Origin of the sequence: Pseudomonas sp. DR48, assembly GCF_019823085.1 — a bacterium.
In the GTDB taxonomy this organism is placed as follows: Bacteria; Pseudomonadota; Gammaproteobacteria; order Pseudomonadales; family Pseudomonadaceae; genus Aquipseudomonas.
Genome location: NZ_CP081946.1, coordinates 5,465,113 through 5,492,061, shown reverse-complemented (window position 1 = coordinate 5,492,061; position 26,949 = coordinate 5,465,113). Strand labels below are relative to the sequence as shown.

At 59.3% G+C, this 26,949-nt stretch carries 22 protein-coding genes; 19 read left to right on the top strand and 3 right to left on the bottom strand.

Translation table 11 applies throughout. From position 1 onward, the window contains the following. Positions 1 to 136 precede the first annotated feature (136 nt). The 5 genes from K5K95_RS24890 (at position 137) to K5K95_RS24870 (ending at position 5,993) form a co-directional block, all read left to right on the top strand. Positions 137 to 1,504, top strand: coding sequence for a cache domain-containing protein (locus K5K95_RS24890; protein ID WP_222586567.1), 1,368 nt, complete (start codon positions 137 to 139; stop codon positions 1,502 to 1,504). A gap of 33 nt (positions 1,505 to 1,537) precedes the next feature. Further along, positions 1,538 to 2,170 carry a response regulator gene (locus K5K95_RS24885; protein ID WP_090183693.1) on the top strand — a complete coding sequence of 211 codons (633 nt, stop codon included), beginning with the start codon at positions 1,538 to 1,540 and terminating at the stop codon, positions 2,168 to 2,170. 154 nt (positions 2,171 to 2,324) lie between these two features. Continuing rightward, positions 2,325 to 3,863 carry an efflux transporter outer membrane subunit gene (locus K5K95_RS24880; RefSeq protein WP_222586566.1) on the top strand — a complete coding sequence of 513 codons (1,539 nt, stop codon included), beginning with the start codon at positions 2,325 to 2,327 and terminating at the stop codon, positions 3,861 to 3,863. Continuing rightward, the gene (locus K5K95_RS24875) at positions 3,860 to 4,978 is read left to right on the top strand and encodes an HlyD family secretion protein (protein ID WP_222586565.1); all 1,119 of its coding nucleotides are present in this window, start codon (positions 3,860 to 3,862) and stop codon (positions 4,976 to 4,978) included. The genes K5K95_RS24880 and K5K95_RS24875 overlap by 4 nt, the downstream gene beginning before the upstream one ends. Continuing rightward, entirely contained in the window at positions 4,968 to 5,993 is a 1,026-nt protein-coding gene (locus K5K95_RS24870) for a DUF2955 domain-containing protein (RefSeq protein ID WP_222586564.1), read from the top strand. Before K5K95_RS24875 ends, K5K95_RS24870 begins: the two co-directional genes overlap by 11 nt. Here K5K95_RS24870 and K5K95_RS24865 read toward each other — a convergent pair. Then, positions 5,978 to 6,271, bottom strand: coding sequence for a hypothetical protein (locus K5K95_RS24865; RefSeq protein WP_222586563.1), 294 nt, complete (start codon positions 6,269 to 6,271; stop codon positions 5,978 to 5,980). The two genes, K5K95_RS24870 and K5K95_RS24865, sit on opposite strands and share 16 nt — an antisense overlap. Before the next feature lie 222 nt (positions 6,272 to 6,493). On the opposite strand from K5K95_RS24865, the gene K5K95_RS24860 reads away from it, so the two are divergent. Beyond that, on the top strand, positions 6,494 to 8,878 hold the full coding sequence (locus K5K95_RS24860) for a DUF3772 domain-containing protein (protein WP_222586562.1): 2,385 nt from the start codon (positions 6,494 to 6,496) through the stop codon (positions 8,876 to 8,878). Positions 8,879 to 8,901: 23 nt separating this feature from the next. Here the strand turns inward: K5K95_RS24860 and K5K95_RS24855 are convergent, their stop codons facing one another. After that, the gene (locus tag K5K95_RS24855; RefSeq protein ID WP_222586561.1) at positions 8,902 to 9,822 is read right to left on the bottom strand and encodes a helix-turn-helix domain-containing protein; all 921 of its coding nucleotides are present in this window, start codon (positions 9,820 to 9,822) and stop codon (positions 8,902 to 8,904) included. A 162-nt stretch (positions 9,823 to 9,984) separates the two neighbouring features. Between K5K95_RS24855 and K5K95_RS24850 the strand changes: the two genes are divergently transcribed. The 13 genes from K5K95_RS24850 (at position 9,985) to K5K95_RS24790 (ending at position 25,666) form a co-directional block, all read left to right on the top strand. Continuing rightward, on the top strand, positions 9,985 to 11,343 hold the full coding sequence (locus K5K95_RS24850) for a glutamine synthetase family protein (protein WP_222586560.1): 1,359 nt from the start codon (positions 9,985 to 9,987) through the stop codon (positions 11,341 to 11,343). A 179-nt stretch (positions 11,344 to 11,522) separates the two neighbouring features. Beyond that, positions 11,523 to 12,611, top strand: a complete 1,089-nt coding sequence (locus K5K95_RS24845) for a polyamine ABC transporter substrate-binding protein (RefSeq protein WP_222586559.1) — start codon at positions 11,523 to 11,525, stop codon at positions 12,609 to 12,611. Next, the gene (locus tag K5K95_RS24840) at positions 12,608 to 13,900 is read left to right on the top strand and encodes an NAD(P)/FAD-dependent oxidoreductase (protein WP_222586558.1); all 1,293 of its coding nucleotides are present in this window, start codon (positions 12,608 to 12,610) and stop codon (positions 13,898 to 13,900) included. The genes K5K95_RS24845 and K5K95_RS24840 overlap by 4 nt, the downstream gene beginning before the upstream one ends. A gap of 218 nt (positions 13,901 to 14,118) precedes the next feature. Then, on the top strand, positions 14,119 to 14,715 hold the full coding sequence (locus tag K5K95_RS24835) for a paraquat-inducible protein A (protein ID WP_222586557.1): 597 nt from the start codon (positions 14,119 to 14,121) through the stop codon (positions 14,713 to 14,715). Beyond that, on the top strand, positions 14,712 to 15,371 hold the full coding sequence (locus K5K95_RS24830; protein ID WP_222586556.1) for a paraquat-inducible protein A: 660 nt from the start codon (positions 14,712 to 14,714) through the stop codon (positions 15,369 to 15,371). The genes K5K95_RS24835 and K5K95_RS24830 overlap by 4 nt, the downstream gene beginning before the upstream one ends. Beyond that, positions 15,352 to 17,007 carry an intermembrane transport protein PqiB gene (locus K5K95_RS24825; protein ID WP_222586555.1) on the top strand — a complete coding sequence of 552 codons (1,656 nt, stop codon included), beginning with the start codon at positions 15,352 to 15,354 and terminating at the stop codon, positions 17,005 to 17,007. The genes K5K95_RS24830 and K5K95_RS24825 overlap by 20 nt, the downstream gene beginning before the upstream one ends. Positions 17,008 to 17,023: 16 nt before the next feature. Then, positions 17,024 to 17,584 carry a membrane integrity-associated transporter subunit PqiC gene (locus K5K95_RS24820; RefSeq protein ID WP_222586554.1) on the top strand — a complete coding sequence of 187 codons (561 nt, stop codon included), beginning with the start codon at positions 17,024 to 17,026 and terminating at the stop codon, positions 17,582 to 17,584. A 218-nt stretch (positions 17,585 to 17,802) separates the two neighbouring features. After that, entirely contained in the window at positions 17,803 to 18,438 is a 636-nt protein-coding gene (locus K5K95_RS24815; RefSeq protein WP_222586553.1) for a histidine phosphatase family protein, read from the top strand. An 87-nt stretch (positions 18,439 to 18,525) separates the two neighbouring features. Next, positions 18,526 to 20,226 (top strand): lipid IV(A) 4-amino-4-deoxy-L-arabinosyltransferase, encoded by a 1,701-nt coding sequence (gene arnT / locus K5K95_RS24810; RefSeq protein WP_222586552.1) that lies wholly within the window; start codon positions 18,526 to 18,528, stop codon positions 20,224 to 20,226. 43 nt (positions 20,227 to 20,269) lie between these two features. Then, positions 20,270 to 21,796: an ArnT family glycosyltransferase gene (locus tag K5K95_RS24805; protein ID WP_222586551.1), complete on the top strand. Its 1,527-nt coding sequence runs from the start codon at positions 20,270 to 20,272 to the stop codon at positions 21,794 to 21,796. Between the two features lie 187 nt (positions 21,797 to 21,983). Beyond that, entirely contained in the window at positions 21,984 to 22,997 is a 1,014-nt protein-coding gene (locus K5K95_RS24800) for an iron ABC transporter substrate-binding protein (protein WP_222586550.1), read from the top strand. 3 nt (positions 22,998 to 23,000) lie between these two features. Next, a complete protein-coding gene (locus K5K95_RS24795) occupies positions 23,001 to 24,599 on the top strand; it encodes an ABC transporter permease (RefSeq protein ID WP_222590416.1) in 1,599 nt (532 codons plus the stop codon). Then, positions 24,596 to 25,666: an ABC transporter ATP-binding protein gene (locus tag K5K95_RS24790; RefSeq protein WP_222586549.1), complete on the top strand. Its 1,071-nt coding sequence runs from the start codon at positions 24,596 to 24,598 to the stop codon at positions 25,664 to 25,666. The genes K5K95_RS24795 and K5K95_RS24790 overlap by 4 nt, the downstream gene beginning before the upstream one ends. 10 nt (positions 25,667 to 25,676) lie before the next feature. Here the strand turns inward: K5K95_RS24790 and xerC are convergent, their stop codons facing one another. Continuing rightward, positions 25,677 to 26,567: a tyrosine recombinase XerC gene (gene xerC, locus K5K95_RS24785; protein WP_222590415.1), complete on the bottom strand. Its 891-nt coding sequence runs from the start codon at positions 26,565 to 26,567 to the stop codon at positions 25,677 to 25,679. Positions 26,568 to 26,949: the final 382 nt, after the last annotated feature.

Sequence of the window (26,949 nt, the reverse complement as noted above, 5' to 3'; positions counted from 1 at the left end):
GCTCCCACAGGGTTTTGTATTCCAGTTGGCTAACACTAAAGCCGCAGGTCATTCCGTCCTGCCGCGCTACAGGACGCGCGTATCTTTGGCATATGATGCCGGCCTTCGCCTACCCTCCGCCCGGTCAGGAGCCAAGATGCAGCTCAAACACAAAATCGTCGCGCTCGGGATTCTGCCGCTGGTCCTGGCGATTGCGGTGATCTGCGCGCTGGTGATTTCCCTGAACCGTCAACTCGGCGACCAACAGGCGCAACTGATCGAAGACAGCATTCTGGCGAGCAAGCGTGCCGAACTTAAAAACTACGTGGAAATGGCGCAAAGCCTGATCGCGCCGCTGTACGACGACGGCCACGGTGACGAACACGCCCAGCAACAAGTGCTGGAAGAATTGCGCAAGCTCAGCTTCGGCATCAATGGTTACTTCTTCGTCTACGACCGCGAAGGCCGCAGCCTGATGCACGCTCGCCAGTCGGATCTGGTGGGCAAATACCTGTGGGACATGAAGGATCCGCACGGTTTGCCGGTGATCCAGGCGTTGCTCAAAAGTGCGCAATCAGGCGAAGGCTTTCAGCGCTATGCGTGGAAAAAACCCTCCTCCGGCCAGGTGACCGACAAGCTCGCCTACGTGGTGATGCTGGATCGCTGGGGCTGGATGCTCGGCACCGGCATCTACCTTGAGGACGTTGAACGCGCCACCCAGCAAGCGCGCGACGAAGTGGCCCAGGGCATCCGCAAAACCATGCTGGCGATTGCTGTCGTCGCCCTTGTCGCGGTGCTGTTTGTCTTTGCCAGCGGCATGACGCTGAACGTCAGTGAGCATCGACTGGCGGACAAAAAGCTTCAGCGCCTGACCCAGCGGATCGTCAGCCTGCAGGAGGAAGAGCGATCACGGGTGTCCCGTGAACTGCACGACGGCATCAGTCAGCTGCTCGTCTCCATCAAGTTTCAATTCGAACTGGCCAGCCTGCTGCTGGAGAACGGCCCGGCACAAGACAAAGGGTTGAGCACACTCAAAGAGGCCACACAGCGCCTTGGGGATGCGATTGGCGAGGTTCGCAGCCTTTCTCATGATTTGCGTTCCTCGTTGCTTGACACCCTGGGCCTGCCGGCCGCCATCGGCCAACTCGCCACAGAGTTCGAGCAACGCAGCGGTCTGAAAGTGACCTACGACGATAACGAATTCGACTGTGATCTGGTCGATGGCGCGGCGGTTTCGCTGTTTCGGATCGTGCAAGAAGGCCTGACCAATATCGAACGCCACGCCCAGGCTAAACACGTTTCCATTACCCTGCACGGGTCACCGGAATCCGTGCGGCTGACGGTGGTCGATGACGGCGTCGGTTTCAACGTGGCTCAGGTCGAGCGTCGCCACGCGGGCATCGGTTTGCGTAATATCCGTGAGCGCGTCGAACATTTTGGCGGGCGTTTCGACCTGGTATCGATACCCGGAAGAAGTGAGCTGGACGTGCTGCTGCCAATGAAAGCGCCCGGCTCAAACCGCTGACATACACCACTACAACAAGAGTGAATGACCGCAATGAACCTGCCCTGCCCGATCCGCGTCGCCCTGGTCGACGATCACGCCCTGGTCCGCGACGGCATCAAAGCCCTGCTCGCGGTCATGGCGCCGCTGGAGGTGGTGGGCGAAGCCGAAAGTGGCGCAGATGCCATCGAGATGGTCGGACGTTGCCAGCCAGACCTGTTGCTGGTCGACATCAGCCTGCGCGACATGAACGGGCTTGAGCTGACGCGCCTGTTACGCAGTCAGTACCCGTCGCTCAAAGTGCTGGTGCTGAGCATGTACGACAATTATGAATACGTGAGTGAGTCCGTTCGTGCCGGGGCCAGCGGCTATGTGCTGAAGAACTCACCGTCGCGGGAAATCATTGCCGCGATCGAAGCCATTGCCAGTGGCGGTACGTTCTACAGCGCCGAAATCGCCCAGCGGCTGATTGCCGATAAAAGCACCGACAACGAGCTGACGCCGCGCGAGAGCCAGGTGCTGTACAAAATGGCCCAGGGCCTGAACAACAAGGAAATGGCCCGTGAACTGGACATCAGCGTGCGCACGGTGGAAACCCACCGCCTGAGCATCCGGCGCAAACTCAACATCGACAAGCCTGCGGCCCTGGTCAAATACGCCATCGATCACGGGATTATTTCGCCTTAGAGCTTCCTGTATTCAACATGACCTAGGAGGCTGCTTTTTATCGTCGTGCCGTTCAGTGATCGGCGAAGGTTCGAGGGTGCTTGAAAAGCTTGGCAGCCGATGGCCCGATTGGGCGGCTATGCTCCAGTGATCGTCCCTGGCTGGAACCTATGGAATGCCTCCACGTCGATCCCTGCTGATGAGACCGGGCCACCTCATATTGCTGGGTTTTGTGGGGCTGAGCGGCTGCGTGCGGCTGGGACCGGACTTCCAGTCCCCCGCAGAGGCGTGGATCAAACACTGGGACACCCCTGCCCTTACCCACGCCAGCCAGCGCGCACTGACGCCGGACTTGCGGCAATGGTGGAGCGTCTTCAACGACCCGGTCCTTGATCGTCTGATCGCTGAGGCCGATGCGCACAACTCGGACCTGAAAATCGCCGGCCTGCGGGTGATCGAAGCGCGCGCCCAACTGGGCATCGCTCAAAGCACCTTGTACCCGCAGTTGCAACAAGTCAGCGCCGACAGTTTGTACGTCAACCGCCGACAATCGGGCGGCAACAATCCGCAGGACAGCCATTTCTGGCAATACAGTGCCGGGTTCGACATTGGCTGGGAGCTGGATTTCTGGGGGCGCTTCAGTCGAGCCATCGAGTCATCGGATGCCAGCTATTTTGCCGCACAAGCCAACTATGAAGACGTGCTCGTGTTGCTGCGCGCCCAGGTTGCGGACAGCTATTTTTCGTTGCGCACCTCAGAGGCGCGGCTGCGCGTCGCCCGGGAGAACGCCAAACAGCAACTGCGCAACGTCGACATCACCGAAAAACTGTTCAAAAGTGGCCAGAGTGCCGAGCTGGACCTGCAACAGGCCAAGACCCAATACCTGGGCACCCTCAGCACCGTGCCGACGCTCGAAGACCAGATTCAGCGAACCCGCAACGCCTTGTCCGTATTGCTCGGTCAACCGCCCGGTGCCTTGCCGCAACTGGCGGAGAATCCAGGCTTGATCCCGCTGGTCGACCGCGCCGTCCTGCAGGACATACCGGCCAATCTGCTGCTGCGTCGGCCCGACGTGCGCGCCGCCGAGCTGAACGTCGCCGCACAGTCGGCGCTGATCGGTGTCGCCGAAAGCGACTTTTATCCATCGCTGACCTTGCTGGGCAGCATCGTCTGGTCGGCCGATACGCTCAACGGGACGTCCAGGAGCCTGGACTTGATCGGCGGCCCCAGTCTGCGCTGGAACGTGTTCGATTACGGCAGGATCAGCAACAACGTGCGCGTTCAGGATGCACGCTTGCAGCAGCTGATCGAGGCCTATCGCGACAAAGTCCGTCAAGCCGCGCGGGAGGCAGACGATGCCGCCTATGGGGTGATCAAGTCGCTGGAACGCGAGCAAATCCTCGGCCAAGCCGAAGTGACGGCCAAGCGCTCGCTGGTGCTCGCGAGCATCCAATACCGCGAAGGTTATTCGGATTTCCAGCGGGTCCTCGACGCGCAACGCGCGCTGCTCGACCAGCAGGACAACTACCTCGTCGCTCGCAGCAACGCCGTGAGCAATCTGATTGCCCTCTACAAATCCCTGGGCGGCGGTTGGTACAGCGCCCAGCCAATCATCGATCCGGCCACCCGCCAGCAGATGGAACAACGCACCGATTGGGGCGACCTGTTGCACGAAGCCGCCTCCCCTCTGCCCGACAAGGTAAAACAACCATGAGCGAAGCCGCGCAGACCGTACCCGAAACGCCCGCGCCTGATCCGGCGAAAAAAGGCATCAAATGGGTGTTGTTGCTGATTGTCCTGAGCCTGACGTGGTACCTGTTGGCCGACCGCTTCACGCCCTACACGCAACAAGCGCGAGTGGGAGCCTTCGTCATTCCGGTCGCCTCTGAAGTCGCCGGGCGGGTGATCCGCGTCAACGTGCGCAACAATCAGGACGTCAAGGCCGGTGACGTGCTCTTCGAAGTCGATCCGCAGCCGTATCAGATTGCCGTCGACCGGGCTCGCGCAGACCTGGAGTCGACACGTCGGCAGGTAGGCGCCAGCACCGCCGGCATTGCCTCGGCACAAGCCAATTTGCGCGCCGCCCAGGCCAACGAACTCAAGGCCAGGCAAGACAATCAGCGTCTTGAAGGCTTGTATCGCGAAGACCCCGGCACCATTTCCGTACGCGTGCTTGAAGTGTCCCGCGCCAACCGCGAACAGGCCGTCAGCCAGGTCGCTGCCGCCCGTGCCGAAGTCCAGCGTGCGCGCGAGCAGGAAGGCGGCAGCGAGGAAACCAACGCCCTGCTGCGCAGCGCTGCCACGGCGCTGTCGAAAGCCGAACTGGATTTGTCCAACACGCAGATCCGTGCGCGCTCGGCGGGGCTGATCACCGACCTGCGCACCGACGCCGGGCAATTCGCTGCGGCCGGTAGCCCGGTCATGACCTTGATTGCCATCCACGATGTATGGATCAGCGCGGACATGACCGAAAACAACCTGGGCCTGATCAAGCCCGAGACGCCGGTCGCCATCGTGCTGGACGCGCTGCCGGGTGAAATTTTCGAAGGCCAGGTACGCAGTATCGGCTACGGCGTCAGCGTCGGGCAGCCAACCCAGCCGGGGACGTTGCCCAGCGTGCAAAACAGCCGCGACTGGTTGCGGCCGGCACAGCGCTTTCCGGTGATCATCCAGTTCTCCCCGGATTCACTCGCCACGCTGCGTGACAACCGAGCCATCCGTGCCGGTGGGCAGGCGGAAGTCATGGCCTTCCCCACCGAGGGCAATCCGTTGAACCTGCTTGGCCGGTTGTTTGTGGGGTTCATGAGCTGGCTGAGCTATGCCTACTAAGCGCACACCGCGCGAACAACGCGCGCTGCGCCTGGCCACGGGCACTGCGTTGTGCCTGGCCGCCAGTTTCGGCCTGGCCTTGCCGATTCCCTTTTTGGCGCCGGTGTTGTGCCTGATCCTGCTGGCGTCGGTCAATCGGCCGCTGCCGTTGAAGGCGGCCGTGGTGCTCGCCTTCGTCGCGATGCTGACCACCAGTGTCGGCCTGCTATTGATTCCGATACTGCGTTACTACCCCGTCACCGGGGTGCTGGTGATCGGTGTGAGTCTGTTCCTGGTCTTCCGTTTTGGGCTGCGCGGCGGCAATCCGCTGATCGTGACCTTTCTGGTCATCGGCCTGACCATGATCTCCTCGGCAGGCGTTGCCGAATTCGACCTGGCGGCGATGGTCATCGGGGCTCTGGTCAAGGGCTTGCTCCTTGCGGTGTTGGTCGTGGCGATCAGTCACGGATTATTCCCGGACCCGCCCAATGCCCCCTCGCCGCCGCCCGCCGCGCCCCTGCCTGACGAAGAAGTCAGTCGGGTTGCGTTACGCGCCACCCTGATCGTGCTACCGGCGTTCCTCATGGCGCTGATCGACCCGGCAGGTTACTTGCCCATCATCCTCAAGGCCGTCAGCCTCAGCCAGCAAAGCTCCACGACAAACGCCCGCAACGCCGGCCGTGAACTCATAGGTTCAACCTTTTGTGCGGGCCTGCTGGCGATCCTGTTCTGGAGCGCCCTGAGTCTGTTTGTGCACCTGTGGATGTTCTTTCTGTGGATGCTGCTGTTCGGCCTGGTGCTGGCGCGCAAACTGTATGCCCTGAGCCCGACGCGGTTTACCCCCGGGTTCTGGCTCAACACCCTGATCACGCTGATTATCCTGTTGGGCCAGTCGGTGCAGCACAGTATCGCCGGGAAAGACGTGTACACGGCGTTTGCCGTGCGCATGGGGTTGTTCCTGCTCGTGACGCTGTATGCCTGCCTGATGGTTCATCTGCTCGAGGCGCGGCGGGAAAAAACTCAAGGATTGACCTGATAACCCCTCGCCTGCAGGCAATTGACATAGGCCATCTTCGCTTCGTCCTGATCGCCTTCATAAAACTCATCATGCTGACGCCCGTGGGTCTCCGGCGCAACGGTGCCCGAGGGCGGCGGCGTCGGGCTCTGACTGAGCGCCACGTCATGGCAATCATCGATATCGAGCTGGGTTTGTTGCGAGTCCTGTCCCTTCATCGGCACGACGGTTTCGGCCCAGGCCTGGGGGCATGTAACGGCCAATACAGCACACAGACTGATAAACCACACCTTACTCATATAGACCTCCAACGCAGTCCGTTACCCTGCAAGTACACCGGGTGGTTTGGCAGTTCAAGACAGATCACCGACTTATTGAGCAAAAAGGAGTGTAGATCACACACTGTTCGTTCCCCACGCGCAATGGCCCCGAGGGCGCCTGTCCATGATTCTTTTCGATCGTTTTGGCGTGATGGCCTAACCTCATAGGTTAAGCGACCAACAACAGAGCCGGGCACTCCTATGCGCAAGGCATTGAAGTCAATGATTTTCGTCGTGCTCACGCTGCTTGGACCGATTGCCACTGTGCTGTCGGCCGCTGAGCTGTCGCCACCATCGGCTGTTTCAACCACTTCGTCCGTTGCCGTCTCCCAGAGTGATCTGCAAGCGCTACAAGCTCGCCTTGACCGGATCAAGCAGCAGATTTCGCAGGCCAATAACCTCACGCAGATGGTCGGCCTGCAAGATTCCTTGCAGCTGTTTATCAGTGATGTGGACGCCCTGCAGTCTTCCTTGCTGCCCGAACACAAGCAACTGCAAGCCCAACTTGATGTGTTGGGTCCAGTGTCACTCAGCGATATCGCGCCAGAGAAGTCGGAGATTGCGACGCAAAGAGACTATCTGTCCGAGCAAAAGGCCAAAGTCGATTTTAATTTGAAAACCCTGGCGGCGCTGAGAAGCAACGCTGCTGACCTGATCATTCAAATTGCCGGCATTCGACGCAGCCTTCTGGAAACCGAAGTCACGCTGCGCAGCGGCAGTATCCTCTCGCCAGGGTTCTGGGCACCGTTGTTCAATCCGCTGCCGGAGGACCGCCAGCGCTTAGCAGAATTCATCCAGCAGGCCAGCAGTGCGCTCCAGGCTGCCTGGCAGCCCGGCAATCGGCTGTCTGGCGTCACCCTGGTTTTGCTGGCGGCGGCCATTTGGTCCTGGGGCCGAAGAATCGCCGATCGCGGGCTGACCTGGATGTGCATTCATCGAATGCCGGAAGGTCGCTTGCGCCGAAGTTCGCTCGCGCTGGCTTCGGTCGTGGCCACGCTGTTGACCACTGCCTGTGCGATGCAACTGCTGTTTTATGCGCTCACGCGAGGACTGCCTCTGTCGCCCATGATGCAGAGCTTTGCCGATGAATTCGAAAAAGTCATCTATGTCTGCGTCCTGATCACCGGTTTGAGCCGGGCACTGCTGTCGACCCGACATCCGTCCTGGCGCCTGCCCGCCATCGCAGACCCGGTTGCGCTGGCGATCCAGCCGTACCCCAGACTGTTGTCTGTCACGCTGCTGATTCTGGTGGGCCTGGCACAAATCACCAATGTCACCGGCATGAGCGCACCGGCCATCCTCTTTGGCCGGGGACTGATTTCGCTCGTGGTCACATTGATTGTCGGAGCCTTGTTCCGCCGTGCCAGCCAAGTCCGAAGAGCCGTGGTGAACAGTGGTGAGGCGCCCGAATCGAGCACCACCCTGGCCGGCCTGATTTACTCATTCGTCGCCGTTGTAATTGTGGTGGCGCTGCTTGCGCTGCTGATTGGCTATGTCTCCCTGGCAAGGTTCATCACCTATCAACTGGTCTGGGGATTCATCATCCTGTGCGGCTTCTACTTGCTGACGCAGGTGTTCAGGGACAGCTGCGAGTATCTGTTTTCACCCAAGAGCCCCAGCGGCAAGGCGTTCAAGCAGTTGCTCGGGATCGGCGATGTGCGCCTTGAGCAGGTCTCGGTCATTTTGTCTGGCGTGGGGCGTGCCACGTTAATTCTATTGGCGGTCATTTCACTGTTTGTGGGTGGGGTCGGGACCACACTCGGGCAACTGTTCACCCAAATGTTCGCCATCCTCGGCGGCGACGGCTTGCGCAAACTGAACATCATCCCCGACCACCTGCTGAAAGCCGTGCTGGCCCTGTTGATCGGTATCTACCTGATTCGCTCACTGCTCCGATGGCTGGATAACGAGTTCCTGCCCAAGACCGACATGGACCCCGGCATGTGTGCCTCACTGAGCACACTGTCTGCCAACATCGGCTACGCCCTGGTGATCCTGTTGACCTTGTCGTCTTTGGGCATCAAATGGACCAACCTGGCGTGGATCGTCAGCGCATTGTCCGTGGGCATCGGTTTCGGCTTGCAGGAAATCGTCAAGAATTTCGTCTCCGGCCTTATTCTCCTGACCGAGCGCCCGGTCAAGGTGGGCGACCTGATCAGCATCAGCGGCGTCGAAGGCGACATCCGGCGCATCAACGTCAGGGCCACCGAAATACAACTCAGTGACCGCTCGATCGTCATCGTCCCCAACTCGCAACTGATTTCGCAGAACCTGCGCAACGTCACCCTCGGCGGCAGTGCCCAAGGGGTCGCGACACTCGAACTGGTGTTCCCGCTGGACATTGACCCTGAACAAGTGAAAGACCTGCTATACGACACCTATCAAGAACACGAAACCATCCTTGAGAAACCGGCGCCGTTTGTGCGCTTCAGCAAACTGTCTCCCGACGGCATCACGTTGACGGTCACCGGTTACGTCAGCAGCCCGAGAATCGTCGGCACGACCAAAAGCGATCTGTTGTTCGAGATTTTGAAGCGATTGGGGGCGGCGGGTATTCAGCTGGCGAAACCGCCGCCAGCGACCTGACTGAATGCCAACAAACGCCGACGTTAAACCGGGATCCTTTTTGGCGCTGCGCGTTTCAGCGTTTCGCTCGGCAGCTCCTTGAACAGCGCCCGGTAACTGCTGGAAAACCGACCCAAATGCCAGAACGACCAGTTCATCGCCACTTCGGCGACGGTCGTCTCATTCGGTGTTCGGGCCAGCAGTTCGCGGTGTGCGCTGTTGAGTCGGCGCAGGCGCAGCCAATGGGTCGGGGTCATGGCGGTGAACGCCTTGAACGCATGCTGCAATTGACGCAGGGAAACCCCGGCAACCTGGGACAGCTCCAGCAGGTTGAGGGTATCTTCCGGTGAATCAGCCGCCCACTCACCGATGCGTTTCATGATCGCGCGCTCTTCGGTGCGCCGCTGCAGGCCACCGCGGTCCAGGCACACACAGGCGTTATCGAGGATGTAGAGACAATCCTCCAGTAACTGCTGGGTCAGCGCTTCCTTGCTCGGTGGATCGAGCGTCTCTGCCAGCCGGGTCAAGGTGCCGCTCAACCAGCGGCTGAACAAGGCGTTCTGCCCGCAGTTGAGCGGCGACATGAACAAGCCTTCCAGCCGCGCAACGTTCAAACCGTGGCGCTGGACGAACTCGGGGCCGAACACCACGGCGATTTCCTGGTAGTTCTCCGGGGTGATCCAGATGTTGCGGCTTTCGCCATTCAACACGTACAGCGCGTTGTCGCTGCGATCGAAACAAAACGCCAACGCCCCCTGCGGCGCGCTGAAATTCTGCTCGACCCGGGTGTTCATCTGTTCTTCGTAAATCTCCACGCCCTGCAGGTCGAGGTAGCGCACACGCCCGGCGAAATGCCCCGGTGACATCTGTTGATAGTGCTGCACCCAACCCGGTGTGGCACGGATCTGCGCGGCGACATCATCGGTATTGAACGCTTGAACCTGTAACGGACTGGACGCTGACATGGGATGACCTTACGCACTCGTTTGGTGCGTTTTGGTGCTGCTTAAAGTGGATAGATGGAACGACAAGGCTCGCCCAAGATAGTCGTCAACGCGTCACAGGGGAAGTGTGTGGTGGATGAAACCACCCTCCCCGACGTTAATAAAACCAATAACGAGGTCTTTATGAATGTCCCCTTCGATCAGCTGTTCACGTGGCTGAAAGATCACAAGATTACCGAAGTCGAGTGTGTGGTCAGTGACTTGACCGGCATTGCACGCGGCAAAATCGCACCCACCAACAAGTTCCTGCATGAGCGAGGCATGCGCCTGCCGGAAAGTGTGCTGTTGCAAACGGTAACCGGGGACTTTGTCGACGACGACATCTACTACGACCTGCTGGATCCGGCGGACATCGACATGGTCTGCAAGCCGGACGCCGACGCGGTGTACGTGATTCCATGGGCCATCGAACCGACGGCAATCGTGATCCACGACACCTTCGACAAATTCGGCAACCCGATCGAACTGTCGCCGCGCAACGTGTTGAAGAAGGTGTTGCAGCTGTACACCGACAAAGGCTGGCGGCCGATTGTCGCGCCGGAAATGGAGTTCTACCTGACCCAGCGCTGCGAAGACCCGGACTTGCCGCTCAAAGCACCGATGGGCCGTTCGGGGCGCGCTGAAAGTGGTCGCCAGTCGTTTTCCATCGATGCCGCCAACGAATTCGATCCGCTGTTCGAAGACGTCTACGACTGGTGCGAACTGCAAGGCCTGGACCTCGACACGCTGATCCACGAAGACGGCCCGGCGCAGATGGAAATCAACTTCCGTCATGGCAACGCGCTGGACCTGGCCGACCAGATCACCGTGTTCAAGCGGACCATGCGTGAGGCGGCGCTCAAGCACAACGTCGCGGCGACGTTCATGGCCAAACCGATTGGCGATGAACCCGGCAGCGCCATGCACATTCACCAGAGTGTGGTCGACATTGCCACGGGCCAGCCGATCTTCGTCGATGCCGACGGCAACATGAGCGAACTGTTTCTGCACCACATTGGCGGACTGCAAAAATACATCCCCAAAGTGCTGCCGATGTTTGCGCCGAACGTGAACTCGTTCCGCCGCTTCCTGCCGGACACTTCGGCGCCGGTGAACGTCGAATGGGGCGAAGAGAACCGCACCGTCGGCCTGCGCGTGCCGACTTCAAGCCCCGAAGCCATGCGTGTCGAGAACCGATTGCCGGGCGCGGATGCCAACCCTTATCTGGCGATTGCTGCCAGCCTGCTGTGCGGTTACATCGGCATGGTCGAAGGCATCGAACCGAGCGCGGCGGTACAGGGTAGAGCCTACGAGCGGCGCAACCTGCGCTTGCCGATCACCATCGAAGACGCGCTGACGCAAATGGAAGAAAGCGAAACCATCGAACGTTATCTGGGCAACAAATTCGTCAGGGGTTACGTCGCGGTCAAGCGTGCCGAGCACGAAAACTTCAAGCGCGTGATCAGCTCCTGGGAGCGTGAGTTCCTGCTGTTCAGCGTCTAGAAACCTCGTCCCCCCATAGCATCACACATCTCTGTGGGAGCGGGCTTGCCCGCGAAAAGGCCGGCACATTCAACATCTCGGTTGACTGAACGGCCGTCATCGCGAGCAAGCCCGCTCCCACAGGGATAGAGAACACCACCGAAACGCCTGAAAAATTCAAAAACTCAAAGAGGTGTCGAATGCGTCTATTGAAATCCATGGTTCCGGTCGCGCTGACCTTGTTGTTCAGCGCAGTTGCGCAGGCTCAGCCTACCGTCAGCGTCTACAACTGGACCGATTACATCGGCGACACCACCCTGGTCGACTTCCAGGCCAAAACCGGCATCAAAGTGATCTACGACGTATTCGACTCCAACGAAACCCTTGAGGGCAAACTGCTCGCCGGCCGCACCGGGTATGACGTGGTGGTGCCGTCCAACCACTTCCTCGCGCGCCAGGTGAAGGCCGGTGCGTTCCTCAAGCTGGATCGCACGCAGCTGCCCAACTTCAAGAACCTCGACCCGAAACTGCTGGCGCTGCTGGAGAAAAACGATCCGGGTAACGAGCATTCCGTGCCGTACCTGTGGGGCACCAACGGCATCGGCTACAACGTCGACAAGATCAAGCAAGTGCTGGGCGTCGATCACATCGACTCCTGGGCCGTGCTGTTCGAACCGGAAAACATCAAGAAACTCAGCCAGTGCGGTGTGTCGATGATGGATTCGGCCGATGAAGTGTTCCCGGCGATCCTCAATTACATGGGCATGGACCCGCGTAGCGAGAACCCCGAAGACTACAAAAAAGCTGAAGCCAAGCTGCTGAGCATCCGGCCTTACATCACCTATTTCCATTCGTCCAAGTACGTGTCGGACCTGGCCAACGGCGACATCTGCGTAGCCTTTGGTTATTCGGGTGACGTGTTCCAGGCGGCCAACCGCGCCAAGGAAGCCAAGAACGGCGTGAACATCGCCTATGCCATTCCAAAGGAAGGCAGTAATTTGTGGTTTGACCTGCTGGCGATTCCGGCCGATGCCAGCAATCCGAAACAAGCCCATGCCTTCATCAACTACCTGCTGGACCCGCCGGTGATTGCCAAGGTCAGTGCCTCGGTCGGCTACGCCAACCCCAACCCGTCCGCGAAGGCCTTCATGGACGCTGAGTTGGTAAACAACCCTGAGGTGTATCCACCGCAGGCTGTCCTCGACAAGCTCTACATTTCGACCACCCCGCCCCAGGCGATCATGCGTTTGATGACCCGTTCCTGGAGCAAAGTGAAGTCCAACAAATGAACAACGAACACGCACAGTCCTATTACGCCGCGACGGCGCATCACCTGACGCCCTTCCCTGCGTTGACCGAGGATCTGTTCGCCGATGTCTGCGTGATCGGCGGCGGTTTTACCGGGATCAACACCGCCATCGAGCTGGCTCAGCGCGGGCTCTCGGTGATTGTGCTGGAAGGCCGGCGCATCGGCTGGGGCGCCAGTGGGCGCAACGGCGGACAATTGATTCGCGGCATCGGGCATGACGTCAGTGGTTTCAGTCGTTATGTCGGCGAAGAAGGCGTGCGTTATCTGGAGCGTGCGGGCGTCGAGTCGGTGGAATTGGTGGGCAAGCGCATTCGCGATCACGGCATCGATTGCGACTTGCGCTGGGGCTTTTGCGAACTGGCCAACACCCCGGCGCAGTTCGCCGCCTTCAAAGCGGAACAGGCAGGTTTGATCGAGTCGGGTTACGCCCACGAGACGCGATTGGTCGGCCCGGAACAGATCCGTCAGCAGGTGGTGAATTCCGGTGTGTATGCCGGCGGGCTGGTCGACATGGGTTCCGGTCATTTGCATCCACTCAACCTGGTGCTTGGCGAAGCACGGCTGGCGCAATCGCTGGGTGTGCAGATCTTCGAGCAAAGCCCGGTGCTCGAGGTGATTCATGGCAGTACTGTGCAGGTTCGTTGCGCCGCTGGCACGGTGCGCGCCGGCAGCCTGGTGCTGGCGTGCAACGCGCACCTTGAAGACCTCGAACCGACACTCAGCGGCAAGGTGCTCCCGGCGGGCAGCTACATCATTGCCACTGAGCCGTTGACGCCCGAGGTGGCGGCGCAATTGATACCGCAGAATCTGGCGTTGTGCGACCAGAAAGTCGGGCTCGACTACTACCGGCTCTCGGCGGATCGACGCTTGCTGTTCGGCGGCGCCTGCCATTATTCCGGGCGCGATCCAGCGGACATCACCGCCTACATGCGCCCGCAGATGCTCAAGGTTTTTCCGCAACTGGCCGATGTGCGCATTGATTACCAATGGGGCGGCAAGATCGGTATCTCGGCCAATCGCTTCCCGCAGGTCGGGCGCTTGAAACTGCACCCGAACGTGTTCTATGCCCAGGGATATTCCGGGCATGGGCTGAACGTGACCCACTGGTGCGCGAAGCTGTTGGGCGAAGCCATCCATGCCGGACACAGCCAAGGCTTCGACGTGTTCAGCGCCATACCGCACATGACTTTTCCCGGTGGGCCGATGCTGCGTTCACCACTGCTGGCGCTTGGCATGTTCTGGTATCGCCTGCGCGAATTGCTTGGCTGAAGGTCATGATCCTTCCCACGCTCTGCGTGGGAATGCCTCATCGGGCGCTCTGCGCCCGCTTTTGGGACGCAGAGCGTCCCGGGCTGCATTCCCACGCAGAGCGTGGGAACGATCAACACGGTTAATCAGGTGTTTGCGCCTTTCGATTTGCTCTATCGCTAGGCACTTCTATATTGAGGGGGTGCTCTGACTTTCCTGTGTCCTGGCGAATGCGGTCTATGGCTACGACAAACCACCTGATCATCTGCGAGCACTGCGACTGTGTGTACGAAAAAGTCACGCTCGCCAAACATCAAAAAACCCTGTGCATGCGCTGCGGCGGTGTGCTCCAGCGTTACAACGGCTTGACGGTGGAGCAGCGCCTGGCGCTGACTTTCACCGCGCTGATGTTGTGGATTTTCGCCAATTTTTACCCGGTCATGAGCATCAGCCTCAAGGGCCTGAAAAACAGCGCAACCCTCTGGGATTCGGTGCTGGCGCTGAGCCTTGGTCCCATCACCTTCATCGCCCTGGTGGCGGCGATTGCGATGATCATCGCGCCGATTTTTCAACTGGTGCTGCTGATCTGGGTGCTCAGTTACGCCCTCGCCTCCCGGCGCGCGCCGGGTTTCAGGTTTTGCATGCGCTGGCTGGAATCCCTCAGGCCCTGGAGCATGCTGGAGGTCTGCCTCTTGGGCGCGATGGTGGCGGTCATCAAGCTGGCCGGGTTGCTCGACGTGCTGCCCGGCATCGGCCTGTTTGCCCTCGCCATACTCAGCCTGATGATGATCCGCATCGCCGGTCGCGATATCCGTGAGCTGTGGGACGTCTTATGAAAATGCCCCCGGTCGCCAGCGAACTCAACCTGTGCTTGTGCCACAGCTGCGGCTTGGCCTGCGACATGACCCACGAGCCCCACGAATGCGAGCGTTGCGGCGCGCCACTGCACCGGCGCAAAACCAACTCGCTGGCCCGGACCTGGGCCTACATGTTCACGGCCCTGGCTTTTTACGTGCCGGCCAATCTGTTGCCGGTGATGAACACCAAGATGGTCGGTAACGGCGCAGACAGCACGATCATGGGCGGGGTGCTGGATTTCTGGCAACACGGCGCCTGGGACATCGCCCTGATCATTTTCATTGCCAGTATTGCGGTGCCGGGCATCAAGTTCGTCGCCCTGACGCTGCTGCTGGTCACGGTGCATCGCGACAGCGACTGGGCACGCAAGGAGCGCTCAAAACTGTACCGATTCGTCGAGGTCATCGGTTATTGGTCAATGCTCGACGTGATTGTGGTGGCGCTGGTGGCCTCTCTGGTCAAGTTCCAAGCCCTGGCCGATATCGAGCCGCGCCCGGGCATTCTGTTTTTTGGCCTGGTGGTGGTGTTCACCATGCTGTCGGCGATGAGTTTCGACCCTCGACTGATCTGGGATAGCGAGCGGTCGGACACCCCCCAGAATGAGGAGGACATGGATGAAGTCGCAAGCCACTGACGGGCCGCAAGCCCCCGGGCAAGCCCCGGTAAAAACGCGTCGTTTCAGCGTTTCACTGGTCTGGATCGTGCCCATTGTCGCGGTGCTGGTGGGGATTTCCCTGGTGGTCCACAGCCTGATGCAGGAAGGCCCGACCATTACCGTCACCTTCAAAACCGGTGACGGCCTGACCGCGAACAAGACCGAAGTCAAATACCGCAACGTGGTGATCGGCCAAGTCTCGGACGTCGAACTGAGCGACGATCAGAAAAGCGTGAATGCGACGATCAAGCTGGCCAAACAAGCGGAAAGCTTTACCCGCGAAGACTCGAAGTTCTGGGTGGTACGTCCGCGAATCGGGGCCGGTGGGGTATCGGGCATCGATACGCTGTTCTCAGGTGATTACATCGGTGCCGACATTGGCCAGGCCAACGCCCGCTCGAAGCATTTCAAGGGCATTGAAAACCCGCCCGCCATTACGTATGGCGAGCCAGGCAAGCGTTTCACCTTGCACACCGAGGACCTCGGTTCACTGGACATCGGCTCCCCGGTGTACTACCGAAAAATCCCGGTAGGCCAGGTCGTCGCCTACGGCCTGGATCCTGACGGCAAAGGCGTAAACATCGACATCTTCATCCACGCGCCCAACGACGCTTATGTCACCGAAAACACCCGGTTCTGGAACGCCAGCGGCTTTGATGTCAGCGTCGGTGCCAATGGTCTTGCGGTGAAGACCGAGTCGTTGTCCTCGATCCTGGTGGGTGGCATCGCGTTTCGCGCACCCGATTACAGTCCCGATGACAAGTCCGCGCCGGAAGAATATGCCTATGAATTGTTCGAGGACCAGCAGACTGCCCTCGCGCCTCCCAATGGCAAGGCGCAATTCCTTTCCCTGCGTTTCGACCAGGCCCTGCGAGGGTTGAAAGTCGATGCACCGGTGGAGTTTCTCGGGGTGGAAATCGGCAAAGTGGTCTCAGTCAATCTGGATTTTGACGAGAAGAAAAAGAGTTTTCCGGTCAATGTCGGCATCGTGATCTACCCGCAACGTCTGGGCAGGGCTTATCCGAAATTGCTCAAAGCCTACAATCATGATCCTCGCGATGAAGCAGGTGGGGTGCGGCTTATCGGCACCTTTATCGAGAACGGTCTGCGCGCACAGGCACGCAGCGGCAACCTGTTGACCGGTCAGTTGTACATCGCGCTGGATTTCTATCCGAAAGCTGAAAAAGTCGTGTTCGATCCAAGTGTTCGCCCAGTCAGCATTCCGACCGTTCCCGGCAGCCTTGAAGAGCTCCAGGGAAAACTGGAAGCCATCGTCGACAAGCTCAACAAACTGCCGATGGAACGCATCGCCGGCAACCTGGACAGCAACCTCGTCGAATTGCGTAAAGGCCTGGCGCAGTTCAATGCCAAGACCCTGCCCGGTGTGCAGACAACCCTGGCCGATGTCAGTAAGACGTTGCAATCAGCCAGTTCGACCTTGGCCGAGGATTCACCACAACGAGAACAGTTGACCCAGACCCTGGACGAACTGGGACGCATGTCGCGCTCCTTGCGTGAGCTCTCGGATTACCTGGGGCGGCATCCGGAATCGCTGATTCGCGGGCGCCCTAACAACGCCGCGCCGATGGACCTGAAAGCGCCGCCGCGCAACTGACCACAGGAGCAATACCATGGCTTTGAAGCTGAAAATCACCTTGGTCACCGCGCTGTTGCTGCTTGCCGCATGCCGCAGTGATCCGATTCATTTCCACACCCTGATTCCGGCACAGCCAGGAGGAACAGCCAGGGGCAACGCTGCGGATGTCGTGATTGAAAGCATTACCGTGCCGCCGCAAGTCGATCGCCCGCAGATCGTTATCCGTCAGGGCAGCAGTGGGCTGGTCATACTTGAAACCGAATGGTGGGGTGCGAGCCTGTCGGATGAATTGAGCAGCGCGCTGGTGGATCAACTGATCAACAGCAATCTGCAGCACAAAGTGTCCTTGCGCGTGGATGTACAACGCTTTGATTCGATACCCGGCCAATACGCGCTGATCGACGTTAAATGGCGTCTGCGCAATCCCGGCGATACCGACAACACACTGGTGACATGCCGCAGCACCTTTCAGACACCTTCAGGCCTAAGCATCGATGATTTGGTGGTAGCCCATCAGAACAACGTGAAACACCTGATCGCGCTCATCAGCCAAGCGGCCAAAGGCCCCTCGCGGGGTTGCCCTGCTTCACCCTGAACCGACCGCTGCAAGTGAAGCACTCTCAAACTCGACGGTGCGCAAGTTTGTGCGCCTCCGTTTTACGTAAACAACGTAGAAGATAACAGTTTGCAACAATTAATTAATGACGCTGCGGCAACATCTCTGCAATTTTTTCACATTCGTTTCACTCCTCCGCTACCTGGACAGATTTAATTTTAGGCGCATCGTTCCCCACCTTTGATAACGAAGAACTCATGACTTCTCGGTTAATAAAACTGGTGTCTCTCAGCGCAGCCCTCGTCGTGGTTGCACTGGTTTCAGGCTTTGCCTATTGGTCAAGATCGCCAGTCAATCTGGGCGGTGCCAACGCCGAAGACCGATCTCAATTGTTGCGACAATGGCAAGCCGGCGAAGTCGTTGCGCTGGTTCGTCATGCCGAGCGCTGTGACCGTTCCAGCAACCCGTGCTTCGGCCCGGCGGATGGCATAACCAAAGTGGGTAACGATGCCGCCATCGCTGTGGGCCAAGGTTTCATACGGCTGGGCATGGAGCAGGCCGATGTGATAAGCAGCCCGGCCACTCGTACGGCGCAAACGGCGCATGCCATGTTCAGCAAAGATGCGATCGCTCAGGACTGGCTCGCCAGTTGTGGCAAACCCTTGCGTAACGATGTCGTGGCCCATAAACGTGCTCACCATAATCTGGTGCTGGTCACTCACAGTGGCTGCATCAGCGATTTTGAAGCACAGACAGGCTACCCTCATGCGGCAACAAGCGAATATGGCAGTTCCTTGCTCGTCCACATCGACGAGAAAGGGGAACTAAAAATACTTGGGATCGTGAAGGCCGATGACTGGAAATCCTTGCTGCAAGGCAGCAGCGTCCAGTAACGAACTGAAGCGACTACAGCAGCCTCACGCTTTTGATTATTTTCAATATTAAAGTTGCGCTCTCGCGTATAGCGCCAAGGACGAAAAATGACGTCTCGTAACCCCCTGCCCAACACTATTTCCCGTGCGTCCACCCCGCTCGACCGCTGGCTATTGCCCGGCTTGCTGTTGGCATTCGTGATGTTCTACCTGTTACCGATGCTGACCCACGGCCTGTGGATCCCCGACGAAACCCGCTATGCCCAGATCAGTCAGGAAATGCTCCTCAGTGGCAACTGGATTTCTCCGCACTTCATGGGCATTCGCTACTTCGAAAAACCCATCGCCGGTTACTGGATGATCGCCATCGGCCAGGCCGTGTTTGGCGACAACCTGTTCGGCGTGCGTATTGCCTCGGCGGTGAGCACCGGACTGAGTATCTGGCTGACGTATCTGATTGCCCAGCGATTCTGGAACGATCCGCGTAAAAGTTTCGCCTGCGCAATGCTCTACATGAGTTTCGGCCTGATCGCAGGGCAAGCCGGGTACGCCAACCTCGATCCGCAATTCACGCTCTGGGTCAACTTGAGCCTTGTAGCCTTGTGGTTTGCCCTCGATAGCCGGTCTTCACGGGGTAAATTGGGGGCTTGGGCATTGTTGGGCGTTGCCTGTGGCATGGGCTTCATGACCAAAGGCTTTCTTGCCTGGCTGCTGCCTGTGTTGATCGCCCTGCCCTACATGATCTGGCAGCGCCGGATGGGTGAACTGTTGCGTTACGGCCCACTGGCGGTCGTCGTGGCGGCGCTGGTGAGTCTGCCGTGGGTGCTCGCCATTCACCATCAGGAACCTGATTTCTGGCGGTTCTTCTTCTGGAACGAACACGTGCGCCGGTTCTCCGCCGACGATGCCCAGCACGCTCGACCATGGTGGTTTTACTTGCCGTTGCTGCTTGCTTCGAGCCTGCCTTGGGCGGTATTGCTGCCCAATACACTGATTGACGGCTGGAAAAACAAGCGTCAACCGGTCATTGGCTTCCTGCTGCTCTGGATGCTCCTGCCACTGGCCTTCTTCAGTACCAGCAGCGGAAAACTGCCGACCTACATCATGCCGTGCCTCTTGCCTCTGGCCTTGCTGATGGGCCACGCAATCATGGACATGCTGAACCAGGAGCGAGGCAAGCTGATTCGCATCAACGGCGTGGTCAATGTCGTTATCGCTACCGTGACACTGATCGCGCTGCTGTATCTGCAGACCACCAAAGAGATTTACGCAAACACCGAGATGTTCAGTCTGTCACTGATGTTCTTCGCCCTGATCGGCTGGATCATCGCCAACGCCTTGCAAGTTCTGCGTCCCCTGTTGTTCTGGGCCATGCCGGCCCTTGGACTCTGGTTGCTGGTGGCGTTGCTACCGGCAGCGATGCCTTCCCAGATCGTCAATAGCAAGATGCCCGACCAGTTCATCGCCGAGCATCTGGAGGCGCTAAGCCAGACATCCTCCCTGCTCAGTAACGACCTGGGCGCGGCATCGGCCTTGTCCTGGCGGCTGAAGCGGCCGCAGGTCGACCTCTACAACACCATCGGCGAGCTGAAATACGGTCTTGAAGACCCCGCCATGGCATCGCGCAAGGTGACGATGGACACTGTGGGGCAATGGATGACCGAAGCTCGCAAGAAAGGTGCGGTCGGTGTAGTGATGCGGGTCAACAGCGTCCAGGAAGTGCAAGAGGTCGAACTGTTGCCCATCGATGGCAAACGCTATCAACGCGGCAACCTGGAGATTCTGATCTTCCCGCAAAGCCAACCTTGACCAGCTAACGCCACATCAGCGCTTCACCTAAAGGAAACCCTTCATGAAGTTTTGGGCAAGTGACAGGGGCGCATTGGCGCTCCTGCTGGGCGCGTGCGCGCTGATGCTGTTACTGGGGTTGGGGGGGCGGGAGTTGTGGGGGGCTGAAACCCGTTGGGCCAACATCGCGTTGCAGATGCTGCAGAGCGGTGACTATTTCGATCCATACCTCAAGGGCGGTCCGTATTACGACAAACCACTGCCCTCCTACTGGCTGATCACGGCGACCGCATGGCTGATCGGTGGCTTGAACCACTGGTCATTGCGCCTGACCTCGGTCATTGCCGCGTGGCTCACCGTCTGGCTGGTGTACTTGATCGGCGAGCAGCTCTTTCGCAAAGGCACCGGCCTGATTGCCGGCTGGATGCTGGCGACCACCTTCTATTTCATCTTCTGGGCACGCGTCGCCACGGCGGACATCCTCACCGTGTGCGGTGTCGTGGCTGCAGTCTGGTGGTATTGGCGCGGGCCGGATGACACGCGTTTCAGTCGCTACCTGGGCTTTTTCCTGTTGCTGTCCCTGACCTCACTGCTCAAAGGCTTGATCGGGTTCATTCTGCCGGGCCTGGTGTTATTGCCGCATGTCGTGCAGGACGGTCGCTGGAAACGTCACCTCAATCTGCGGATGTGCGCAGCCTTGGTCATCGCCGGGGCGTTCTACATGACGCCGTTCATGTTGTCGCATATCTATGGCGCACCGACTTATGGCGAAAGCGGCCTGGGCCTGGTGTTGCGCGAAAACGTCGTACGGTTTTTCCAGCCGTTCGACAATATCGGACCGATTTACACCTACCTGATTTACCTCCCGGTCTACACCTTGCCGTGGGCGCCTTGCTGGCTGCTGGGGTTGTGGGTAGCGCTGCGCAATTGGCGCAGCATCGAACCCCATACCCGCTGGCTGGTGTGGGGCTTGGGTCTGTTGATGCTGTTTTTCACCGCCAGTGGCAGTCGACGCAGTTATTACGTACTGCCCCTGGTGCCCTTCGCCCAGTTGCTGGGTGCGTGGTGGATCACTCGGCGAATGGCTGAGCGCAACGAGACCGGCAGGTTCAGTCGCAAATTGAAAATCGGTTTCGGCGTGGCCACCGTGTTTTTGGTGTTGGTGGTCGGTGTCGTCTATCCGTGGACCAACGGTGGCGGTGGCGTGATTACATTCGCCGAAACGGTCAAGCTTGAAGCCAGCAAACGTGCGCCTCTGGATAAATGGAACATGGTGATGATCGAGGTGGACAACAAATTGCCGATGTACCTGCAAACCGGCGGCGCTCCCTTCTATTACGTACAGGAAAGCCAGGACTTTCCCCGCAACGGCAATACTGAGGCGCTGATGTCCTGGCTGGACCGCACCAGCGGCAAACACTGGGATCCGCAGCGCACCATTGTCATCGCGCAGTTCCGCAATGGCGATGCGTTACCGTTGAACTACCTGAGTCCAGATCATCAGGTCATCACCACCACACCCACCAACGGCGAACGCATGTTTCATGCCCGTGAGGACCAGAGCGTTGCCTATATCCCTGGCATTCAGTAGCTAATTCACCGGACAATGGTCAGCGGCGCTGCTAATCTGAATGGAAATGACATGTATTAACGGTTTTTTTAACGTTTTTTTCTCATTTGCCCCTCTACATTCGCAGCCATTCAAAAATTGCAAATGATTCGCATTGATACACACGCGAGTCGTTTGCATGACGACCATTACCAGGAGCTGCTACCGAATGACCGCCCGAGTCCCCGCGTTTCTGAAAAAAGCATTATTGGCCACCGCGCTGATCAGCGCCGCCCACGTGTATGCCGCCGATACCGACGGCATCGTGGTTTATAACGCTCAGCACGAGAGCCTGACCAAAGCCTGGATTGACGGCTTTACCAAGGAAACCGGGATCAAGGTTACCGTGCGCAATGGCGACGATACCGAGATGGGTAATCAGATCGTGCAGGAAGGCGCCGCGTCCCCAGCCGACGTGTTCCTGACGGAAAACTCCCCGGCGATGGTGCTGGTCGACAACGCAGGGCTTTTTGCACCGGTTGCACCGGCCACCCTCGAGCAGGTCGGCGAAGCTTATCGTCCGGCTCATGGCAAATGGGTCGGTATCGCCGCACGCTCCACGGTGTTTGTCTATAACCCGAGCAAACTGCCCGAAGCCGAGCTGCCAAAATCGCTGATGGACCTTGCCGGCCCGAACTGGAAAGGCCGCTGGGGAGCATCGCCCGCCGGTGCCGACTTCCAGGCTATCGTCGCGGCAGTGCTGGAACTCAAGGGCGAAGCGGCTACGCTTGAATGGCTCAAAGCGATGAAAACCAATTTCACCGCCTACCGCGGCAACAGCGCCGTGCTCAAGGCGGTCAACGCCGGGCAGGTCGACAGCGGCGTGATCTATCACTACTACAGCTTCGGCGACCAGGCCAAAACGGGCGAGAACAGCAAGAACACCGCCCTGCACTACTTCAAGCACAAGGATCCGGGCGCCTTCGTCAGCGTTTCGGGTGGCGGCGTCCTGGCCTCCAGCCAGCACAAGGAACAGGCTCAAGCGTTCCTGAAATGGGTGACGGGCAAAGACGGCCAGAACATCCTGAAAACCGGCAATTCGTTTGAATACGCCGTAGGCAAAAACGCGCAATCCAATCCAAAACTGGTGCCATTGCAACAGCTCGATGCGCCAGCGGTCGATGCTTCAAAACTCGACAGCAAAAAAGCCGTGGAGCTGATGACTCAAGCGGGGCTGCTCTAATTGATACCTGAAACACTGCCCGCGAACGTACCTGCGTCGATTCCCGACAACCTGCGCAGACGCTCCCGCGGCCTCTTCGCGGGTCGCGGTGGCGCGTGGGTCATCGGTTTGTCGGTGCTGGTTTCGCTGCTGGCACTGATGCCGATTGCCTTTGTCATCGGGGTCTCGATCCAGACCGGCTGGGCAACGCTCGTGCCGCTGGTGTTTCGGCCACGGGTCGGCGAATTGCTGATCAACACCGTGTTGCTGGTGGTGATCACGATTCCCCTGTGCATTGCGCTTGGCCTGGCCCTGGCCTGGCTGACGGAACGCACCAACCTGCCGGGGCGACGTGCCTGGTCGTTACTGGCGACCGCCCCGCTGGCAGTGCCGGCCTTCGTGCACAGTTATGCATGGGTCAGCCTGGTGCCGCCGATACACGGGCTGTTCGCCGGGGTGCTGGTCTCGGTGATTGCCTACTTCCCGTTTCTGTACTTGCCTGTCGCCGCAACGTTGCGGCGGCTCGACCCGGCCATCGAAGACGTGGCCGAATCGATGGGGCTCAAGCCTTGGGCGATCTTTATCCGCGTGGTGCTGCCGCAGCTGCGTCTGGCCATCTGTGGCGGCGCCCTGCTGGTGGGCCTGCACCTGCTGGCCGAATACGGCCTGTACGCGATGATCCGCTTCGACACCTTCACCACGGCGATCTTCGATCAATTCAAATCGACCTTCAACGGGCCCGCTGCGCACATGCTGGCCAGTGTGCTCGCCCTGTGTTGCCTGGCGATGCTGACTGCCGAATCGGCTGCTCGCGGCTCGGCGCGTTACGCCCGGGTCGGTTCCGGCAGCGCGCGTGAGCAACGGGTTGTGCGCCTGGGCGCTGGATCGACCGTACTCGCACTGACCCTGCAAATCAGCACCTGCTTGCTGGCGCTCGGTGTTCCATTGATTACGCTGGGCAAATGGCTGATAGCCGGTGGCGCAGAGGTCTGGGACATGGCCCAGCTGATGCCCGCGCTTGAACAAACGCTGCTGCTGGGGGCCGCTGGCGCGGTGCTCACCACTTGCGCGGCCATCCCGATTGCGTGGCTGTCGATTCGTTCTCCGGGTCGTTTGCAACGCCTGCTGGAAAGCTGCAACTACATCACCAGCTCGTTGCCTGGCATCGTCGTGGCCCTGGCCCTGGTGACTGTGACCATTCATTTCGCCCGACCGATCTACCAGACCACCATCACGGTCCTGCTGGCGTACCTGCTGATGTTCTTGCCGCGCGCCCTGGTCAGTTTGCGCGCAGGAATCGCGCAAGCACCTGTAGAACTGGAAAACATAGCGCGCAGCCTCGGCCGCTCGCCTGCGCAAGCCTTGTGGCTGGTCACCCTGCGCCTGGCTGCCCCCGGTGCAGCCGCCGGCGCCGCGCTGGTGTTTCTGGCGATCACCAACGAGCTGACCGCGACCCTGTTGCTCGCGCCCAATGGCACCCGCACCCTGGCCACCGGCTTCTGGGCGCTGACCAGTGAAATCGACTACGTCGCCGCAGCACCCTATGCCTTGCTGATGATCCTGCTGTCGCTCCCGTTGACCGGACTCCTCTATCACCAATCCAAACGAACGGCTGGCCGATGAACGCTCTTGAACTCCACTCGATCTCCAAGTTCTACGGCTCCCAGCGGGCCTTGGAAAACGTCAGTCTGTCGGTGCCGACTGGCAGCCGAACGGTGATTGTCGGACCCTCTGGCTCGGGCAAAACCACGCTGTTGCGGATGATCGCCGGCTTCGAGTTCCCGGACACCGGCAGCCTCTCGCTGAACGGCCAGACATTGGTCGATGAGACCCACGAGGTCCCGGCGCATCAGCGTTTGATTGGCTACGTCCCCCAGGATGGCGCCCTGTTTCCACACATGACCGTGGCGGCCAACATCGGTTTTGGGCTGTCCACCAAAGGTGAGACAAAGCAGCAACGCATCGCCGAATTGATGGACAGCGTGGCCCTGGACGCAAACATGGCCAATCGTTGGCCCCATGAGCTGTCCGGCGGCCAACAACAGCGAGTGGCGCTGGCACGGGCCCTGGCGCAGCAGCCGCGCCTGATGCTGCTCGACGAGCCATTCTCGGCACTCGATACCGGCCTTCGCGGCGCCATGCGCAAAATGGTTGCGAGATTGCTGAGCGATGCGGGCGTGACCACCATTCTGGTCACCCACGACCAGAGTGAAGCGTTGTCGTTCGCCGATCAGTTGGCCGTCATGCGCGATGGTCGCCTGGTTCAGTCAGGCCATCCGCTGGACCTCTACCGTTATCCCGACGATGAACAGACGGCGCTGTTTCTCGGAGATGCCGTGGTCATGCCCGCCAGAATCGAAGCCGGATGGGCCCATTGCGATCTGGGCCGCATACCGGTCAACAACCACAGGAACAACAACTCGGCGCAGATCATGTTGCGCCCCGAGCAACTGCAACTGATCAGCATACAGCCCAGCCCTGCCGAAGGTCCCGGGTGTCGCGCCGTGGTGACCGACCGGGATTTCAGCGGCAACACCTGCACCTTGACCGTGGAATTGCAGTCTTCAACTGCTGGGGAGCAGCCAGGCCGGTCCCTGATGGTACGCAGCTCCGGCATGTATGCACCGCCTGCCGGCAGTGCAGTTCACGTCTCGACGATTGGCCACGCCCACGTTTTGGGTGAGTCCTGATTTCACCCCGTCAAAGATCGAACCGGTCCACCGCCCGCCGCCGCTCGTTGTCGTCACGCACATCGTAGTTGGCGGTGGTCTGGATGTTGCTGTGGTGCGCAAGTTTCTGCGCGATCGACAGGTCGAACTCTTCAATCACCCGGGTAATGAACGAACGGCGGAAATCATGCGGCATGATTTTCACGCCGACCTGCGCACCGCGTTGCCGGGCGATGTAATAGATCGCATGTTTGGTGATGCGCTCGCGGGTGATGTGACTGCCACGGCGGATTCGGTTGAACAGGAACGGATCGTCCACTTCACCTTCCTTGAGCAGCGAACGGCGCAGCTCCAGCCAGTCCTGCAGCTTGGCAAAGGCCCAGGCCGGTGCGTATTTGATCAATTGCTTGTTGCCCTTGGCCGTGACCCGCAAGCTGCGTTCGGCGAAATCCACCTGTGACAGGTCGAGGTCCACCGACTCGGACTTGCGCATCCCCGAACCATACAAAATCCCGATGATCGCCGCGTCTCTCAACCCTTGTGGACGCGGATCCGCCGCGCAAACCGCCATGAGCTCTTGAATCAGCGAGCGCCTCAAGTTGCGGCCCTGGGACAACCGCGTGCCGGCAATCCCCTTCACCGAACGCATTTTCAGCAAGTGTTCCTGGCTGATAAGGCTCATGCGCCACGCTTCGTTCATCACCCCACGCACTGCGTTGACGTAGAGCGAGGAAGTGTTCGGCGCGTAACCGTCCGCGCGCAATGCCGCCACCAATGCAATGACATTGTCAGGTTGAAGCTGATGCCAGGGAATCTCCTCGACATTCATGTCCTCGAACCCCAAACGGTCGGCTGCATCCTGCAAAACATAGCGCATGGTCAACTGACTGGACGGTGCCAGTCGGGCCAGGTAGACGGTCATCGGGTTGGTTTTTGAAGCGACGGGATCGGTAATAGGTAAGTCAGTCAAACGTAACGGCCTTGATTGGAAACACTTGAATAAAACAACTAAGAGTTGCAACAATATTTATGTAACGCGAGACACTTGCGCAGGTATGGACTTCGAAGAAGCAGGGTGAGCGGTGCAAGCCTGAACAGTGCCTGTATGACTTCCAGATAAACGATTACTCGACTGGCTTTTCATGTTCCTTTCACAAAATCTGGCATACCCTTGGTTGATCTGAAAAAAGTCTGCTCCTCGCCCAAACTGCCGACACAAACGACAAAAGTCAATTGAGGTCGCGCATCGCGATGCTGAGTCAAGTAATTGATGCAGCGCTGATTTTTAGTCTAAGCTTTCGTTG

Coding starts and splice junctions, on each gene's coding strand:
- K5K95_RS24800 (WP_222586550.1), top strand. CDS start 21,984: ATGACCGCCCGAGTCCCCGCGTTTCTGAAAAAAGCATTATTGGCCACC.
- K5K95_RS24855 (WP_222586561.1), bottom strand. CDS start 9,822: ATGTCAGCGTCCAGTCCGTTACAGGTTCAAGCGTTCAATACCGATGAT.
- K5K95_RS24825 (WP_222586555.1), top strand. CDS start 15,352: ATGAAGTCGCAAGCCACTGACGGGCCGCAAGCCCCCGGGCAAGCCCCG.
- K5K95_RS24885 (WP_090183693.1), top strand. CDS start 1,538: ATGAACCTGCCCTGCCCGATCCGCGTCGCCCTGGTCGACGATCACGCC.
- K5K95_RS24845 (WP_222586559.1), top strand. CDS start 11,523: ATGCGTCTATTGAAATCCATGGTTCCGGTCGCGCTGACCTTGTTGTTC.
- K5K95_RS24860 (WP_222586562.1), top strand. CDS start 6,494: ATGCGCAAGGCATTGAAGTCAATGATTTTCGTCGTGCTCACGCTGCTT.
- K5K95_RS24840 (WP_222586558.1), top strand. CDS start 12,608: ATGAACAACGAACACGCACAGTCCTATTACGCCGCGACGGCGCATCAC.
- K5K95_RS24880 (WP_222586566.1), top strand. CDS start 2,325: ATGCCTCCACGTCGATCCCTGCTGATGAGACCGGGCCACCTCATATTG.
- K5K95_RS24870 (WP_222586564.1), top strand. CDS start 4,968: ATGCCTACTAAGCGCACACCGCGCGAACAACGCGCGCTGCGCCTGGCC.
- K5K95_RS24815 (WP_222586553.1), top strand. CDS start 17,803: ATGACTTCTCGGTTAATAAAACTGGTGTCTCTCAGCGCAGCCCTCGTC.
- K5K95_RS24875 (WP_222586565.1), top strand. CDS start 3,860: ATGAGCGAAGCCGCGCAGACCGTACCCGAAACGCCCGCGCCTGATCCG.
- K5K95_RS24865 (WP_222586563.1), bottom strand. CDS start 6,271: ATGAGTAAGGTGTGGTTTATCAGTCTGTGTGCTGTATTGGCCGTTACA.
- K5K95_RS24805 (WP_222586551.1), top strand. CDS start 20,270: ATGAAGTTTTGGGCAAGTGACAGGGGCGCATTGGCGCTCCTGCTGGGC.
- arnT (WP_222586552.1), top strand. CDS start 18,526: ATGACGTCTCGTAACCCCCTGCCCAACACTATTTCCCGTGCGTCCACC.
- xerC (WP_222590415.1), bottom strand. CDS start 26,567: ATGACCGTCTACCTGGCCCGACTGGCACCGTCCAGTCAGTTGACCATG.
- K5K95_RS24830 (WP_222586556.1), top strand. CDS start 14,712: ATGAAAATGCCCCCGGTCGCCAGCGAACTCAACCTGTGCTTGTGCCAC.
- K5K95_RS24890 (WP_222586567.1), top strand. CDS start 137: ATGCAGCTCAAACACAAAATCGTCGCGCTCGGGATTCTGCCGCTGGTC.
- K5K95_RS24835 (WP_222586557.1), top strand. CDS start 14,119: ATGGCTACGACAAACCACCTGATCATCTGCGAGCACTGCGACTGTGTG.
- K5K95_RS24850 (WP_222586560.1), top strand. CDS start 9,985: ATGAATGTCCCCTTCGATCAGCTGTTCACGTGGCTGAAAGATCACAAG.
- K5K95_RS24790 (WP_222586549.1), top strand. CDS start 24,596: ATGAACGCTCTTGAACTCCACTCGATCTCCAAGTTCTACGGCTCCCAG.
- K5K95_RS24820 (WP_222586554.1), top strand. CDS start 17,024: ATGGCTTTGAAGCTGAAAATCACCTTGGTCACCGCGCTGTTGCTGCTT.